At 73.0% G+C, this 15231-nt stretch carries 13 protein-coding genes and 2 tRNA genes; 6 read left to right on the plus strand and 9 right to left on the minus strand.

What is annotated here, in order from left to right:
* Window positions 1–148 precede the first annotated feature (148 nt).
* On the plus strand, window positions 149–451 hold the full coding sequence (locus CLV70_RS31755) for an MmcQ/YjbR family DNA-binding protein (RefSeq protein WP_211303968.1): 303 nt from the start codon (window positions 149–151) through the stop codon (window positions 449–451).
* 265 nt (window positions 452–716) lie between these two features.
* Here CLV70_RS31755 and CLV70_RS31760 read toward each other — a convergent pair.
* From CLV70_RS31760 to CLV70_RS31790, 7 genes are all read right to left on the minus strand, one after another.
* A tRNA-Leu gene (locus CLV70_RS31760) sits at window positions 717–790 on the minus strand.
* A 449-nt stretch (window positions 791–1239) separates the two neighbouring features.
* Window positions 1240–2946 (minus strand): methyl-accepting chemotaxis protein, encoded by a 1707-nt coding sequence (locus CLV70_RS31765; RefSeq protein WP_106130320.1) that lies wholly within the window; start codon window positions 2944–2946, stop codon window positions 1240–1242.
* Between the two features lie 76 nt (window positions 2947–3022).
* Window positions 3023–3493: a thioredoxin-dependent thiol peroxidase gene (gene bcp / locus CLV70_RS31770; RefSeq protein WP_106130321.1), complete on the minus strand. Its 471-nt coding sequence runs from the start codon at window positions 3491–3493 to the stop codon at window positions 3023–3025.
* Window positions 3490–4482 (minus strand): hypothetical protein, encoded by a 993-nt coding sequence (locus CLV70_RS31775; RefSeq protein ID WP_245908588.1) that lies wholly within the window; start codon window positions 4480–4482, stop codon window positions 3490–3492. Before CLV70_RS31775 ends, bcp begins: the two co-directional genes overlap by 4 nt.
* Complete coding sequence (locus tag CLV70_RS31780; RefSeq protein ID WP_106130322.1) at window positions 4479–5207, minus strand: DsbA family protein; 729 nt, start codon at window positions 5205–5207, stop codon at window positions 4479–4481. Before CLV70_RS31780 ends, CLV70_RS31775 begins: the two co-directional genes overlap by 4 nt.
* Window positions 5204–5671, minus strand: coding sequence for a MauE/DoxX family redox-associated membrane protein (locus CLV70_RS31785; protein WP_106130323.1), 468 nt, complete (start codon window positions 5669–5671; stop codon window positions 5204–5206). The genes CLV70_RS31780 and CLV70_RS31785 overlap by 4 nt, the downstream gene beginning before the upstream one ends.
* A gap of 68 nt (window positions 5672–5739) precedes the next feature.
* A complete protein-coding gene (locus CLV70_RS31790) occupies window positions 5740–6276 on the minus strand; it encodes a sigma-70 family RNA polymerase sigma factor (protein WP_106130324.1) in 537 nt (178 codons plus the stop codon).
* A gap of 62 nt (window positions 6277–6338) precedes the next feature.
* On the opposite strand from CLV70_RS31790, the gene CLV70_RS31795 reads away from it, so the two are divergent.
* Complete coding sequence (locus CLV70_RS31795; protein WP_170148690.1) at window positions 6339–8000, plus strand: copper resistance CopC/CopD family protein; 1662 nt, start codon at window positions 6339–6341, stop codon at window positions 7998–8000.
* 9 nt (window positions 8001–8009) lie between these two features.
* Here CLV70_RS31795 and CLV70_RS31800 read toward each other — a convergent pair whose 3' ends face one another.
* The gene (locus CLV70_RS31800) at window positions 8010–8741 is read right to left on the minus strand and encodes an SDR family NAD(P)-dependent oxidoreductase (RefSeq protein ID WP_106130326.1); all 732 of its coding nucleotides are present in this window, start codon (window positions 8739–8741) and stop codon (window positions 8010–8012) included.
* A gap of 70 nt (window positions 8742–8811) precedes the next feature.
* On the opposite strand from CLV70_RS31800, the gene CLV70_RS31805 reads away from it, so the two are divergent.
* The 3 genes from CLV70_RS31805 to orn all read left to right on the plus strand — a co-directional run bounded on the left by CLV70_RS31805 (window position 8812) and on the right by orn (window position 14178).
* Window positions 8812–9735: a LysR family transcriptional regulator gene (locus tag CLV70_RS31805; protein WP_106130327.1), complete on the plus strand. Its 924-nt coding sequence runs from the start codon at window positions 8812–8814 to the stop codon at window positions 9733–9735.
* 142 nt (window positions 9736–9877) lie between these two features.
* Entirely contained in the window at window positions 9878–13288 is a 3411-nt protein-coding gene (locus CLV70_RS39315; RefSeq protein WP_146164229.1) for a hypothetical protein, read from the plus strand.
* Window positions 13289–13587: 299 nt separating this feature from the next.
* On the plus strand, window positions 13588–14178 hold the full coding sequence (gene orn / locus CLV70_RS31825) for an oligoribonuclease (protein WP_106130331.1): 591 nt from the start codon (window positions 13588–13590) through the stop codon (window positions 14176–14178).
* Window positions 14179–14198: 20 nt separating this feature from the next.
* On the opposite strand, the gene CLV70_RS31830 is transcribed toward orn, so the two are convergent.
* Window positions 14199–14909 (minus strand): alpha/beta fold hydrolase, encoded by a 711-nt coding sequence (locus CLV70_RS31830; RefSeq protein WP_106130332.1) that lies wholly within the window; start codon window positions 14907–14909, stop codon window positions 14199–14201.
* Between the two features lie 156 nt (window positions 14910–15065).
* On the opposite strand from CLV70_RS31830, the gene CLV70_RS31835 reads away from it, so the two are divergent.
* Window positions 15066–15141, plus strand: a tRNA-His gene (locus tag CLV70_RS31835).
* Window positions 15142–15231 lie beyond the last annotated feature (90 nt).

Below are 15231 nucleotides of genomic sequence, written 5' to 3' on the forward strand. Positions count from 1 at the left end.
CGTCCGATCTAGACACTCAGATGATCACTGATGAGCTGCGAGCCCTCACACACGGGTCGGCTTCAGTCACGAACCCCGCTCAACTTCGAAGAGCCACGAAGAGCCGGCCTGGATCGGCGTGCGCTGGCGCATCCGTACGCGAACCTTCGTGCACGTGTACTCGCCCGATCCCGACCGCTATCCGGTGTACGCCCCGTATGTGGCCGACGGCGACGGGCCGATCGTGATGACGTTCCGTGCGCCCGTCGAGGATCTGCGCGCTCTGACCGGCAACGGATTTCCGTACTTCAAGGCCGACTGGGGCCGCAACGTCGTGGGCGCCGTCCTCGGCGAGCATACCGACTGGGCCGAAGTCGCCGAGTTGGTCGCCGACAGCTACTGCGAAATGGCTCCGAAGTTTCTGGTGGCCCGCGTCGTCCCCGAAATTCAGGACGGCTTCCCGAGGGATTGATCTCTCCGATTCGGCCGTGCGTCGAATCCTGTTCAGTCGCCTGTCGGGTTCTCGGGCTGGCCGCCCACCCCGGCGATTTGCGGGGCCTGCCGCACGAAGAGACAACGCCTTGGGAAGTCCCGCATCGACACGCTCACTTGCCGCAGTCCGAGCGCGGCGCAAACTGTAACCCTGATCCCGGCCAGTACGCACTGGCCGCTGGCCCGCGGCGCAGGACAGCAGAGCGTTCGCAGGTCGCCCTCGCCGCACGCTGACATGCTGTGAGTGGGGCCGGCGGGACTCGAACCCGCACTGCCATGGACCTAAACCATGTGCCTCTGCCAATTGGGCTACGGCCCCGCGGTGACCACTCTAGGGCTTATCCCCACGCCGCCGCGCGCGGCCGTCCGGCTGATTCCCGCCCCGGCCACCTGCGGCGGCCACGGCGACGAATGCGCAAGGCCATCTGCGTCTGGCGCGGCGACGAGTGCGCGGGGCCACCTGCGTGGGGCGCGGCGACGAGTGCGCGGGGCCACCTGCGTGGGGCGCGGCGACGAGTGCGCGAGGCCACCTGCGTCGGGCGCGCCGACAAGCGCGCGGGGCTACCCGGCCAGGACCGAGCCGGGTCCCGGCTCGGTCGGGTCGGGCCGGTGTGATGAGCGGGCCCCCGCGGATCGCGCTTGCTCCGCGAGATGGGCCGCGTCCACGGCCTCGCGGCTGCGCCGCCCGCCCGGCTGGCGTGGCACGGCGGCCGCCTCGCGGATCATGCCGCGTGACAGCCGCCGTGGGTCGGGGGCGGGCTGGAGGGGTCAGTAGCGGAACATGGCCAGGCTCTTCTGGAGGTCGTGGGCGACCCGGGCCAGTTCGTCGGCCGCGCCGGCCGTGTTGGAGGCCGCGCTGGTGGTTTCCGCGGCGGCCTCTGCCACCTCGGCCACGTTGGCGGAGATCTCGGTGGAGCCGCTGGCCACCTCGCCGACGTTGCGGGTCATTTCGTTGGTGGTGGCGGTCTGCTGCTCGACGGCCGCGGCGATGGCGGTCTGGGTGGCGTTGATCTGGTCGATGACCGAGCCGATCTCGGCGATGGCGGTGACCGCGGCGGTCGAGTCGGTCTGGATGGCGCCGACGCGGGTGCGGATGTCCTCGGTGGCGCGGGCCGTTTCCTGGGCGAGTTCCTTGACCTCGCCGGCCACGACCGCGAAGCCCTTGCCCATCTCGCCGGCGCGGGCCGCCTCGATGGTGGCGTTGAGGGCGAGCAGGTTGGTCTGCTCGGCGATCCCGGTGATGATTTTGACGACCGAGACGATCTCGGCGGAGGACGTGCCCAGCTGCTGGAGGATCTCGCCGGCCTCGCCGGAGATGCGGACCGCCCGGCCCGCGACCTCGGCCGCGCTGGAGGTGCTGCGGGCGATCTCGGCGATGGAGGCGCCGATCTCCTCGGCGCCCGCGGACACCGTGGTGATGTTGTGGCTGATCTCGTCGGAGGCGGCGGAGACGGCCCGGGCCCGGCCGGCCGAGCGGGCCGCGGACGAGTTCATCTGGCCGGCGACCGCGGTGAGTTCCTCCGAGGACGAGGCCAGGGTGGTCACGTTCTCGCCGATGGTGCGCAGCGTCGCGGTGAGCCGGTCCAGCGCGGTGTTCAGCGCCTCGGCCATGCGGCCCACCTCGTCGCGGCTGCGCACCTTGAGGCGCTGGTCGAGGCGGCCCTCGGCGAGGCCTTCGAGGACCGTCACGGTCTGGCCGAGCGGGCCGGCGATGGCCCGGCTGACCACGATCGCGATGACCATGGCGAAGACCACGGCGCCGGCGATCAGGACGATCGTGATGATCCTGGCCAGGTCGGCATTCGTACGGGCGTCGCTCATCTGCCGCTGGGCGAGCTTGTCCTCGAGGTCGGCGAGGTTGTTCAGGGCCACCGTGATCTTGCTGGTCAGTGGGTCGATGTAGCTGTTCTGCGCGCCGAGGTACGAGGAGAGGCTGTTGGCCATCGCCGCCGGCACGAGCTGTTCCTTGCGGACCTTGCGGTATTCCGCCAGGGCCGCGACGAAGGCGGCGCGGTCGGCCTGGGAGCCCGGGGTCTCCTGGGCCGCGTACGCCTTCCAGTTGTCGTCGATCTCCCGGTCGAGCCGTCCGATGGTCGTCTCGACGCTGCTCACGTCGGCCAGCGGCGAACGGACGATCAACTTGTACGACAGCGCGGTCGCCTGCTGCACGTCCGCACGGACCTCGCCGATGAGGTCGGTGGAGCGCAGGTTGTTCGTGCCGATCGCCTCGAGCCGGGTGTTGGCGGAGTTCAGCTCGTACAGGCCGAACGCGCCGACCGTCACCACCAGCAGGCTGAGGATGCCGAAGCTGGCGATGAGCTTGTGCGAGACGCTCAGGTTGCGGGCGAAGCCGGGCAGGGCGACCCGGCGGCGCCGCCCGGACGTAGCCTTGGGGGACGCCGCGGGCGGCGTGGCGGTGCGACGGTGGGCGGCGGCACCCCGGCGGGAGCGGCGGGTCGGCTTGGCAGTCGGCATCGGCGTCTCCGGGATGTCTGGTGGTTACCTCGCTTATCGGCACCACACCCCAGGATCCGAGAAATCGCCCGGAAAGTCAGTCGATACCAAGATCCCGTCGCAGCTTTGCCACGTGGCCCGTCGCCTTCACGTTGTAGAGCGCCTTCTGCACGGTGCCGTCCTCGTCGATCACGAACGTCGAGCGGATCACCCCGGTCACCGTCTTGCCGTAGAGCTGCTTCTCCCCGTACGCCCCGTACGCGGTCAGCACGCTCTTGTCCTGGTCACTGACCAGCGGGAAGGTGATCGCGTCGCGTTCGCGGAACTTCGCCAGCTTCGCCGGGGTGTCGGGGGAGATGCCGACGACCTCGTAGCCGGCCGCCTGCAGCGAGCCGAGCGAGTCGCGGAAGTCGCACGCCTGGGTGGTGCAGCCGGGGGTCATCGCCGCCGGGTACGCGTACAGCACCACCTTGCGGCCGCGCAGATCCTTCAGCGTGAGGGTGTCGCCGCTGTCGGTGGGCAGGGAGAACTCGGGGGCCGGATCACCCGGCGAGAGGCGCTCAGTCATGCGTCCGAAGATATCGGTGCCGGGGCGGGGGAGCGCAGCCGCAGCGCCCCCGTGGCTCCGACGCCCGCCCCGGCGCCGATCGCGAACAGCACCGCCGCCCGCGCCGCCCAGCCGGGCCCGGGGAAGTCGACGACCGCCTGGGTGAACACGCCCGCGTCCGCGAGCCCGCCGAAGACGGCCAGCGCGGCACCGCCCACGACCAGCACGAACGGGGTGCCTCCGCGGAGCGTCAGGACCCCGGCCGCGACCGCGATCGCCGCCGCGCCGATCGCCGGGGCCTGGCCGCCGACGCCGACGGTCGTGCGCGTCACCGCGTACGCGAGAGCGATCGTGCCGGCGACGACCGCGACCGCGCCGATGCCCCGCCGGAGCCGCAGTCCGGCCGCGGTCACCCCCGCGGCGAGCACGATCGCGCCGGCCCACCAGGCCCAAGCGGGCGGGGGCGGTTCCCAGGTCAGCGTGCCGGTCGCGGCGAAGGTGGTCACGCCCTGCCGCAGCGGGACGGACCAGTCGCGCAGCTTGTGCGGGCGGGACGGGTCGGCGGCGGCCTCCGGCGGCGGGTCGGCGCCGGCCCAGCGGATGCGCTGATCGTGCCAGCGCACGGTGCGATCCCCGGAGATCCGGTCCCACTGCGGCGCCGCGGCCGGTCCGGCATTCGACGGTACGGGGGTGTCGCCGCCGAGCGTCCGGTTCGTGTACGCGGCCGGCGAGTTGACGTTCTGATAGGTGCCGTCGGGCCGCACCTCGAGATACGGCTCCCCGGAGTAGCCGAGCACCTCCACGGTCCGCCCGGTGTCGTTGGTCAGCTCGAGCCGCGCGCCCGCCTCCACCACCCGTACGGTCAGCCCCGGGGCGGCGACGCTGAGCCCGGTCACCTCGATGCGGTAGGCGGTCGCGTCCGGCGCCTCCCCGCCGTGGGCGGACGCCGGAGCGGCAGGCACGAGCAACGCGCCGGCCAGCACCGCCAGGAAGAGAACACCGCGTCTCACGCGCCGGCCGCCTCCACCGCGGCGGTCAGCGCCCCGGGCGACGGCGCGTCCAGCTTCTTGCCCGCGACCAGCACGGTCGGGGTTGCGGTCACCCCGCGCGACGACGCGGTGTCGGTCACCTTCGTCGCCCACGCGGTGTACGTCTTCGCGTTGATCGCGTCGGCGAAGGCCCGGTCGGTCAGCCCCACGGACCGGCCCAGCTCGATGAGCCTGGCGTTGTCCAGCCCGGCGCTGCCCTCCTCGGGCCGGTTCGCGAAGAGCACCTCGTGGTACTCGTAGAACTTCCCGCCGGCCGCCGCTGCCGCCGCCGCGCCCGCGGAGCGCGTCGAATACCGCGTGCTCGAATAGCGGTCGAGGATCGCGATGGGGTGGTAGCGCACGGTCACCTTGTTCGCGTCGACGAGCTGGGTGAGCGTGGCGCCGCTCGAGCTCTCGAACTGGCCGCACGCCGGGCACATGAAGTCCTCGTAGATGTCGATGGTCACGGGGCCGGAGCCGCGCGCGAACGCCGTACCGTCGTCGACCGCCGAGGGCGGCACGGTCAGCTTGCCCCCGGCGTCGTTCTGCTGCCCGGCGGCCACGCCCCAGCCGATCAGGCCGGCGATGACCAGCACCGCGACGACCCCGATGGTGGTCCACAGCGTAACCGTCCGGCGGCGCTCCCTGGCGAGCTGCTCCTGCACGACCCGCTTCGCCTGCGCGCGTTCCCTGGTGCCCTTGCTCACTGCTCGTCCCCCATCAGGATGCCGTCGATCGAATAGCGGGTCCGCGGCCGCCACAGCAGGACCCCGGCGAGCAGGAGGAACCCGGCGTCGCGGGCGAGGTCCCACCCGTACGCGGGATCGGCCCCGGCACCCAGCTCCCCGCCCGTGCTGAAGCACCCGCAGTCGATCTGCAGGCCGCGGGCCCAGGCGGAGACGATGCCGGCGATGAAGACGACCAGCAGGGCGGCCGAGATGCCGGCGGTCAGGCGTACGGCGAACCCGGCCAGCAGGAGCAGCCCGAGGGCGATCTCCAGGAACGGCTGGGCGGCGCCGATGACCTTCGCCACCTCGTACGGGAACAGCTGGTACGCGTTGACGGCCCGCCCGGAGGCGGCCAGGTCCCCGACCTTGAGGCCGCCGGCGACCAGCCACACCGCGGCCAGGCCCAGCCGCGCCACGGTCGATACCCAGATCCTCACGCTCACGCCCCCTTAGTCGACGCGGGGCGCCGCCGGGTTCCGTTCCCCCGGCTGAGGGTTTGCTGGGGACGGCCTCAGCCGGCCTGAGCCTCGGCCACCGCCGTGACGAGCTCGTCGCGGGCGCGGGCGACCCGGGAGCGGATCGTGCCGACCGGGACACCCTCGACGTCGGCGGCCTCGGCGTACGACAGGCCGAGCACCTGGGTCAGCACGAACGCGGTGCGGCGCTCCTCGCCGAGGCGGCTCAGCAGGTCGGCGGCGCCGAGCCGGTGCGCGGGGTCGGGATGCTGCGGCCGGTCCGCCCACGCCTCGGCGGCGAGGCGGGCGTCGAGGCGGCGGCGCCGGACCACGGCCCGGAGGTGGTCGGCGCAGGTGCGGCGGGCGATGCCGAGCAGCCAGGTGCGTACGCTCGCCCGACCCTCGAACGCCGGCAGCGCGCGGAACGCCCGCAGATACGTCTCCTGGGTCAGGTCGTCGGCCGCGCCGGGGTCGACCAGCGCGGCGGTGAACCGCCACACCTCGGCCTGCGTGCCGCGCACGAGGCCGGACTGCGCGGCGGGGTCGCCGGCCCGCGCCCGCAGGGCCAGCGCGGTGAGAGCATCGGGCGTCACAACCGGAGATCGTACGCGGGCCGACCCCCCACGCTGTCGCCCCCGTGCGGCCATCGGGGAGCATTGCGGGCATGACCGTTGATCGACGCCGGGCATCGGCGGCTCTCGCCGGGCTGCTCCTCGGGCTCCTGGCCGTGCTTCTCGGGCCGGCGGGGCCGGCCGACGCGCACGCCGCCCTGGTCGCCAGCGATCCGGGGAGCAACACCATCGTCCCGGACGCGCCGAACAAGATCACGCTGACCTTCAGCGAGTCGGTGCAGCTGATCTCCGGCAAGATCCAGGTGCTCGCGCCCGACGGCAGCCGCGCCGACCAGGGCGACCCGCAGGCGAACGGGAGCACGGTCACCATCCCGCTGCGCTCCGGCGGCGGTCGCGGCACCTACCTGGTCAGCTACCGGGTCGTCTCGGCCGACAGCCACCCGGTCGCGGGCACGCTGACGTATTCGGTGGGTGCGGCGTCGGCGCCGCCGACGGAGACCCAGCTCGACCAGTCGGTCGATCCGGTCGTGCGGGCCCTGATCCCGGTCGGCAAATATCTCGGGTACGCGGGCCTGGTGCTGCTCGTCGGCCCGGTGCTGGTGCTGGCGCTGCTGTGGCCGCACCGGCTGTCCCGGGTCGGCCCGGCGCGGCTGGTCTGGACCGGCATCGGCCTCGTGCTCGGGAGCACCGCGCTGGCGGTGTGGCTGCAGGCGCCGTACACGACGGGAACGGGCCTGTTCGACGTCTCGGCCGACGACCTCCAGGACGTCCTGGGCAGCACGTTCGGGGCCGTGATGCTGGTCCGCCTCGGCGTGATCGTCGCGGCGGCGTTCCTGCTGCGTCCCCTGCTCACCGGGGCCGGCGGCGAGAGCAGAGCGGACCTGGCGCTGCTCGGCGTGCTCGGCGTCGCCGCGCTGGCGACCTGGCCGCTGACCGGGCACCCGACCGCGTCGCCGGTGGCCGGGGTGTCCGTGGTCGTGGACGCGATCCACCTGGCGGCGATGGCGGTCTGGCTCGGCGGCCTGGTCATGCTCACCGGTTTCCTGCTGCGCCGGGCCGACGAACGCGAGCTGGGCGCCATCCTGCCCATCTGGTCGCGCTGGGCGGCCACCGCGGTCACCGCGCTGGTCCTGGCCGGCGTGGTGCAGGCCCTGATCGAGATCGCGTCGTTCAAGGGGCTCTTCCAGAGCACGTACGGGCGGCTGATCCTGGTGAAGGTGGCGCTCGTGGCGGTGGTGCTCGGGCTCGCGGCGTACGCCCGAACCCTGGTCCGGAACCGCACGGCCGAGACCGGGCCGCGCACGCTGCGCCGGATGGTCCTCGCGGAGCTGGCCGTGACGGCGGTCGTGCTGGGCGTGACCGCCGCGCTCGTGCAGATCCCGCCGCCGCGCACGGCCGAGGCGTCGGAGACCGCGGCGACCTCGACGACGATCACCCAGACGGTGTCCGACGACTCCGTGTCGCTCCAGGTCGACGTCTTCCCGGCCACGGTGGGCAACAATTCCCTGCATCTGTACGCGTACACGCCGGACAACAAGCCGCTGCCGGTGGTCGAGTGGACGGCGACGGCCGCCCTGCCGGCGAAGGGGATCGAGCCGATCGAGGTGCCGCTGCTGCGCCTCACGGACTTCCACGCGGTGGGCGACATCGCGCTGCCGATGGCGGGGGACTGGACGTTCAAGTTCACCGTACGCACGAGCGACATCGACCAGTCCACGCTGACGATGACCGCCAAGATCTCCTAGCCGCCCGGCTCACCAGGGAACCGGGCCGTTCTCGTCGAAGAAGCCGCCGGTCGGCCCGTCGTCGGGCAGCGTGGCGAGCCGGACGATCACGGCCGCGCCGTCGGCCGCGGTGCGGGTGAGGCCGGGGAACGCGGTGGTGAAGTCGGTCGCACTCGGCCCCGGATCGGCGGCGTTGACCAGGATGCCGCGGCTGCGCAGTTCCTTGGCGTACTGCACGGTCAGCGAGTTGAGTGCGGTCTTGGACGGGGCGTACGCGGCCAGCGGCGGCCGGGTGGTGAAGTAGTCCCCGGGATCGGTCATCCGGGCGATGGAGCCCAGTCCACTGCTGACATTGACGATCCGGGCGGCGGGGGAGCGGGCGAGCAGCGGCAGCATCGCGGTGGTCACGCTGATCACGCCGAACACGTTGGTCTCGAACACCTCGCGTACGACGGGCAACTCGACGCTGCTCGGGCTCTGGGCGGCGAGGTCGCCACCGATGCCGGCGTTGTTGACCAGGATGTCCAGCCGGCCGAAGCGCTCCTCGATCCAGCGGGCGGCGGACAGGACGCCGGCGCGGTCGGTGACGTCCAGGGTGACCGGGTACACCCCGGGGCCCAGGCCGGCTGCGGCCGCCGCACCGCGGTGCGGGTCGCGCGAGGCCAGCACGACGTTCGTGCCGAGCGCGGCGAGCTGGGCTACGACCTCGCGCCCGATGCCCTTGTTGGCGCCGGTGACCAGGGCAGTCGTGGTTTCTGTCATGCGTTCAGCCAACCACCGGGGCGGCCGGGGGTTCCAACACCGATCACGCACTCAGCGATACCGTGCGGGTATGGAGAGACCGGAGGTCCGCGAGCTCGTCTACTTCACCGCTGTCGCCGAGGAGCTGCACTTCGGCCGGGCGGCCGCCCGGCTGGGGATGAGCCAACCGCCGCTCTCCCGCGCCATTCAGCAGCTCGAACGACGGCTGGGCGTAGCCCTGTTGGACCGTGGCAGTCGCCGGGTCGCACTGACCGAGGCGGGGGCCGTCCTGCTCCGCGAGGGCCGTACGGTGCTCGACGCCGCGGCGGCCGCGGCGCGCCGCACCCGGCGGGCCGGCCGCGCCGACCCGCATCTGGTCCTGGTCATCAAGCCGGGCGGCGACGGTGGCCTGCTGCCCGCGATTCTCGACGCCTATCAGGCCGAGCCGGGTGCGCTGCCGGTCGAGCTGGTGTGCAGCTTCGGCGAGCGTGAGCTCCTGCTGCGGGAGGGCCGTGCCGACGCCGCCCTGCTTCACCGCCCCCACCCCGACCTCACCGGCCTGGACACCCAGGACCTCTTGACCGAGCCTCAATTTCTCGTGGTGCCGAGATCGCATCGCCTCGCGGGCCGTACCCGGGTCTGCCTGGACGACCTCGCCGGGGAGCCCCTGCCGCGCTGGCCGGGCGCCTCCGAGGGCGGCTCACCCGGACCCGAGGTCCACGACCTCGGACAGCTTCTCCACCTCATCGCCCTGCGCCGCATGGTCGCCGTCCTCCCCTCCTCCATCCGCGACCAGTTCCGCGACGACCTGGTCGCCGTCCCCGTCGAGGACGCCGAGCCCACCACGCTCGTCCTCGCCTGGCCCGAGCACGCCACCTCCCCGGCCCTGGCCGCCTTCGTCCGCACGGCCGCCGCCGTTGCGGGCAAGGCGACGGGCACGGCAGCTGCCGTGGCAAGCCAGGCGACGGGCGCGGTCGCCGCCGTGGCGGGCCAGGCGACGGGCCACGGCGGGTAGAGCGGGCGCCCTCCCTCACGCGCGGGGCCGGCCTTTTTGCTGCCCGCCTCCCTCCTGCGGGGCCTAAGTAGCGGTTTATCCATTTTGGTGTTATTTCGGTCTGTATGGTCTGGCCAGTACCACCGAGAAGGGGGAGATCGCGATGCGGGTGTTCCGCACGATCCTCGGCATGCTGATGCTGACCGTCGGACTACCGGCCCTACTGGTGGGCGGCGCCTTCTGGGCCGCCATGCAACACCGGGACGCGGGCGGCGCCTTCAGCGGCACCATGCAGCGGGTGGCGACCTCCGGGTACGCCATCGTGATCGACGACGTCGACACGCTGCTGATCAACGACGCCCCGTTCGCCCGCCTCGGCGACACCCGGCTGCGCATCACGGCGACGTCCTCCGGCGCCCCGGCGTTCCTGGGCCTCGCACCCCGGGCGCGGGCGGACGCGTACCTGGCGGACATCCCCCGCATCTCGGTCTCCGCGATCGACCTCGGCACCGGAGACCTCCCGGTGACCAGCAAACTCGTGCCCGGCACCCGGGCGCCGGAACAGCTGCCGGCCCGCGAACGCTTCTGGATCGCCGCGGGCACCGGCGCGGTCGACTGGAACCCCACCGAACTCCGCGACACCCCCTACAGCCTGATCATCATGAACCCGGCGGCCCAGCCCGGCGTACGCCTCGAGTCGACGGCGGCGGTCAGCCCCGGCTGGCTCAACGAGGCCACCTGGGCCCTGCTCATCACGGGCACCCTCCTCGTCATGATCGGCATGATCTTCCTCGGCTGGCCCTCCCGCCGCCGCGAGGTCGTCTACATCGTCGAACCGAGCCAGGTCCCCAGCCTCATGCAGGCCATCGGCGCCCCCCTGCCGCTGAGCCGCACGGGCGGAGGACGGCATTCGGCAACCCACCGCCCGCGTACGCTCGCAGACTCCCAGCCCCGAAGCCGTCCGCCGGCCCTGACCTGGCCACCGTCCTCCGCCAAGGGCAACCGGCCGTCCGAGCGCGGCGCCGCCATCCCGCTGCCGACGCCCGCCCCGGCTTCCGTCCCGGCCGTTTCCGTTCCGGCCGCTTCCGTCCCGGCTTCCGTCCCGGCCGATTCTGTGCCGGTCCCGGCGTCCGTTTCACCATCCGCGTCCCAGTCCGCGTCCCCGTCGGGTCCGTCGCCGGCCTCCGGTTCCCCGTCCGGTTCTTCGTCTGCTTCCCCGTCTGGTTCCTCGTCCGAATCGCCGGCCGTCGCGCCGTCGCCGGGGGAGCCGTTGAGCCTGATCGCACCCCGGGTGACCCCGCCCGCCGAACCGCCCTCGACGGACCCGCCGGCCGCCCGCGGCCCCCGCCGCCGGACCGCACCCCAGCCCACGGACCTCCCCATCTTCGAGGCCTCGGCGGTCGGCGCCTGGGTGGCAGAAACCGCGGCGGTCCGGGCCCGCGAGACCGAGGCCCGAGCCCTGGCAGCCCTGAACGCAACCCGCAAGTCCCCGACCGGCACCGAGGCGGCCACCTCGCCCGCCACAGCCACCGAGCCGGCCCCCAAGGCCCCCAAGCCCGCCGCCGAACCGGCCGCCAAGCCCAGGCCGGCCGCCACCGAGCCGCCAGCCAAGACCGGAAAGCCCGCCGCCAAGCCGCCGGCCGAGAACCCCGCCGCCGAGTCGCCGGCGGTGGCCGAGAAGCCCGCTGCCGAGTCGCCGGCCGAGAACTCCGCTGTCGAGTCGCCGGCTGCTGCCGAGAAGCCCGCTGCCAAGTCGCCGGCCGTGGCCGGGAAGCCCGCTGCCACGGAGAAGTCCGCGCCGGTGCCGTCGGCCAAGGCCGAAAAGCCCGTCGCCGGTCAGCCCGGATCCGCGAAGCCTGCCGCGTCCACCGGCCCGGCAACCGAAGCCAGGCCCGTAGCGCCGGCCATCGGCCCGATGCCGAAGGGCTACGACGTCATCGTGGTTGGCCTCTCCGACAACCCGGAGGCCGCCACCAGGCCCACGCGAAACGAACCGGCCACGGGCGCAAAACCGGCCGACATCGCCGCCCGGAAGCACCTCCCCCAGGAAAAGGAGCCGGCCAGCACGCAGCAGGAGCCCACGGTCACCCCGGCGCTCGCCGCGGCGACAGCGGCCGCGCCCGCACCCAAGGCCGGGGCCGCACCCGCACCCGCAGCTAAGCCTGCGCCCGGGGCCGCACCCACACCCGCGGCTAAGCCTGCGCCCGCTTCTGTGCCGACGCCCGCTGCGGCTGCGGCCAAGGCCGCTCCTCGCAACGCCCTGTTCGGCGGCCCGCCGCCCAACGCCTGGGCCGCCACGGGCCTGACCCGCGCCGACTCCGGCCGCGTCGGAGCCGCAGGCACCCCGAAATCCGCCGTGCCGGCCGCCCCGACGACCGCACCCGCGGGCCCAGCCACGCCCGCAACTCCGTCCGCGCCCGCGATTCCAGCCGGACCCGCCGCTCCGGCCGCATCGGGAGCTCCGGCTCCGGCTGCGCCCGCGGCCCCGGCGGCGTCGGCAGTTCCGGCTGCGCCCGCAACTCCGGCGGCGTCGGCAGTTCCGGCTGCGTCCGCGGCTCCGGCTGTGTCGGGCGGTCCCCGGAGCGGTAAGGCGGGCACCGTGCCCGCTCCGGGCCGACCGACTTCCCTGGCGCCGACCTCGCCCGCCAAGCCCGCCGGGCCCTCACCGGCTCCCACTCGGCCGGCGGTTCCCGGGCCGTCCCGTCCGAGCGAGCCGTCCCGTGAGCCGGTGCCGGCCGGTTCCGGCCGGGTTGAGCCTTCGCAGGCAACACCCGGCAAGGGCGAGTCGCTCTCCACCCCGTCCGCCAAGGCTGCGCCGGTGCCCACTCCGTCCGCGAAGGCCGCGTCGGTGCCCGCTCCCTCCGCCAAGGCCGCGTCGCTGCCTGGCTCTTCCGCCACGGCTGCGCCGGCGCCCACCTCCTCCGCGAAGGCTGCCCCGGCGCCCGCGCAGTCCGCCAAGCCCGCGCCCACCGTCGGTGCGGCGAGGAGCGAGCCGGCCGCGGCCACGACGCCCGCCGCCCAGCGGATTCCGCTGCGCTCGACCCCGACTGCCCAGGCGCCGAAGGCCGAGAGCGAACGGCCCGAGTCGCCCAAGACCGAGAACACGCAGTCCGCGAAGCTCGGAGCCGCGCAGCCTGAGGCCGCGAAGCCCGGAGCCGCGCTGCCTGAGGCCGCGAAGCCCGGAGCCGCGCTGCCTGAGGCCGCGAAGCTTGAGGCCTCGAAGGCGGATGCCACAAAGCTGGAGACCCGGAAGCCGGAGACCCCGAGGCCGGATGCAGCAAAGCTTGAGAGCCCGAAGCTTGAGACCCCGAAGCTTGATGCCGCGGACCCTGAGGCCGCGGACCCTGAGGCCGTGAAGGCTGCGCCGGGTAAGCCTGCGGTGGGGCTTCCTGCGAAGAGGGGGCTGCTGGGCAGCTACAAGGATGAGGTGGCGGAGCTGCTCGGCGGGGCTAAGGCCAGGCGGCGGCGGAATGTTACGGCTTCCGGGTTGCCGTCGCCGGGGCCGGAGGAGCAGGAGCCTCCGATCAAGGTGACCCGGCCGCCGCGCCGGGGTCGAGGGCAGGGCAAGGACTGAGTATGGCGGAGCCCCGGGTGGAAGCCCGGGGCTTTCCGCTGCCCGCGTCCCGGCGGGACGCCGAAAGGGCCCTCCGCGCTGCCGACGTGGAGGGCCCCTTTACCGGGGGAACGGAGTAACCGAAGGGGGGCTTCGTCCGTTAAGCACACTTTAGCCCGTCGACAGGCGAAGTGGGTAGTCCTCGCGCTAATACGGGCGATCTAGGGTGAAACTGGGCGTCTGGGCGTGTTCTCTCTCGAACAGGTGGGTAGAGCCCCGCGTACCGGCGCGTCACCCCTTCGTGCGCGTAGGCTGATCGGGTGGCGGATCTTCTGGTGTGGATCGATTGTGAGATGACCGGCCTCGATCTGGGCAAGGATGCCCTGATCGAGGTGGCGGCGCTGGTCACCGATCCCGATCTCAACGTTCTCGGCGAGGGTGTCGACCTCGTCATCCACGCCGACGACGCCGCGCTGGACGCGATGCCCGAGGTGGTCCGGGAGATGCATGCCAAGTCCGGCCTCACCGAGGAGGTGCGCCGGTCCACGGTCGCGATGGCGGAGGCGGAAGAGGCCGTCCTGGCGTACGTGAAACAGTTTGTGACCAATCCGCGCTCGGCCCCGCTGTGCGGCAATTCGATCGCGACCGACCGGGGTTTCCTCGCCCGGGACATGCCGGCGCTCGACGGCTTCCTGCACTACCGGATGATCGATGTCTCCTCGCTCAAGGAGCTGGCCCGCCGGTGGTATCCGCGGGTGTATTTCGGCCAGCCGCAGAAGGGGCTCGCGCACCGGGCGCTCGCCGACATCCGGGAGAGCATCCGCGAGCTGGAGTATTACCGCCGGACGCTGTTCGTGCCGCTGCCCGGCCCGGACGTCGACCAGGCCCGCGCGATCGCCGCCGAGCTCTAGGCTCCGCGTGCGGGGGCGCCTCAGGTGATCTTCAGGAGGATCTCCGCGAGGCCCGACGGCGTGGTGATCATGCAGTCGTGACCGCTCTCGAGCTCCCACACCCGCACCGGACCGCCGTTCGGCCGGGTGCCCGGCACGGGCTGCGGTGCGCCGGGCACCGACCGGTGATCGACGCAGCGGATGTAGGTCGCCGGGATCGTCTCCGCGGCGGGATTGCCGAGCTTGGCGGGCTGCTGGAAGATCTGCGCCGGCTCGTCCGTCAGGATCGTGTGCAGCCAGGCGACGTCCGCCGGTTCGGTGACGCCGAAGAAGGCCGGGGGCAGCGGCGGGAGGCGCCACGGAGCGTCCGACGCGGCGGCCTCGTCGATCAGGCTCTGGGCCGCCGGCGCGACGTCGAGGGCGGCCTGACCGTCGGTCGGATCCATCGCGTCGAGGTAGACCAGGTGGGCCACCCGCTCGGGCATCCGGTTCGCGACCGACGAAATGATCATCCCGGCGAAGCTGTGCCCCACCAGCACGACCTCGGCCAGGCCGCGACCCGTGAACAACCGGGCGAGGTCTTCGACGTACGTGTCGAGCCCCACGCCGGGCCGCATCAGGCCGGCCGTGTCGCCGTGCCCGGTCAGCGACGGCGCGAACACCTCGTGGCCCGCCGCGGTGAGCAGCGGAACCACCCGGTCCCAGGCCCGCCCGCTGTGCCAGGCGCCATGCACCAGAACGTACGTACTCACGTGTTTTCTCCTTCGGAAGCCGGACCGGCGCCATTTGTAGCGTCCCTCCGCCAGGTCGCCGGGTCCCGGAGGTAACCCGGTCGACGGCGGGGTGGGGGGTCCGGCTATGCTTGTCCGGCGCCCGCTGCGGAGAACTCCGCCGCAGGCGGTGTCATGGTGGTCGTAGCTCAGCTGGTAGAGCACCGGGTTGTGGTCCCGGGGGTCGCGGGTTCAAGTCCCGTCGATCACCCCAAGTGAAAGCAGTACACGGAAGCCTCACCGCGGCAGCGGCGGGGCTTCTGTCGTTTCGGCTCGGCGGTGGCCGAAGGGGCAATGACCCGGG

Origin of the sequence: Pseudosporangium ferrugineum (assembly GCF_003002065.1) — a bacterium.
Taxonomy (GTDB): Bacteria; Actinomycetota; Actinomycetes; order Mycobacteriales; family Micromonosporaceae; genus Actinoplanes; species Actinoplanes ferrugineus_A.

Bases quoted from the DNA above. Each gene is read 5' to 3' on its own strand.
- CLV70_RS31765 (WP_106130320.1), bottom strand. From the start codon at position 2,946: ATGCCGACTGCCAAGCCGACCCGCCGCTCCCGCCGGGGTGCCGCCGCC.
- bcp (WP_106130321.1), bottom strand. From the start codon at position 3,493: ATGACTGAGCGCCTCTCGCCGGGTGATCCGGCCCCCGAGTTCTCCCTG.
- CLV70_RS31805 (WP_106130327.1), top strand. From the start codon at position 8,812: ATGGAGAGACCGGAGGTCCGCGAGCTCGTCTACTTCACCGCTGTCGCC.
- CLV70_RS31800 (WP_106130326.1), bottom strand. From the start codon at position 8,741: ATGACAGAAACCACGACTGCCCTGGTCACCGGCGCCAACAAGGGCATC.
- CLV70_RS39315 (WP_146164229.1), top strand. From the start codon at position 9,878: ATGCGGGTGTTCCGCACGATCCTCGGCATGCTGATGCTGACCGTCGGA.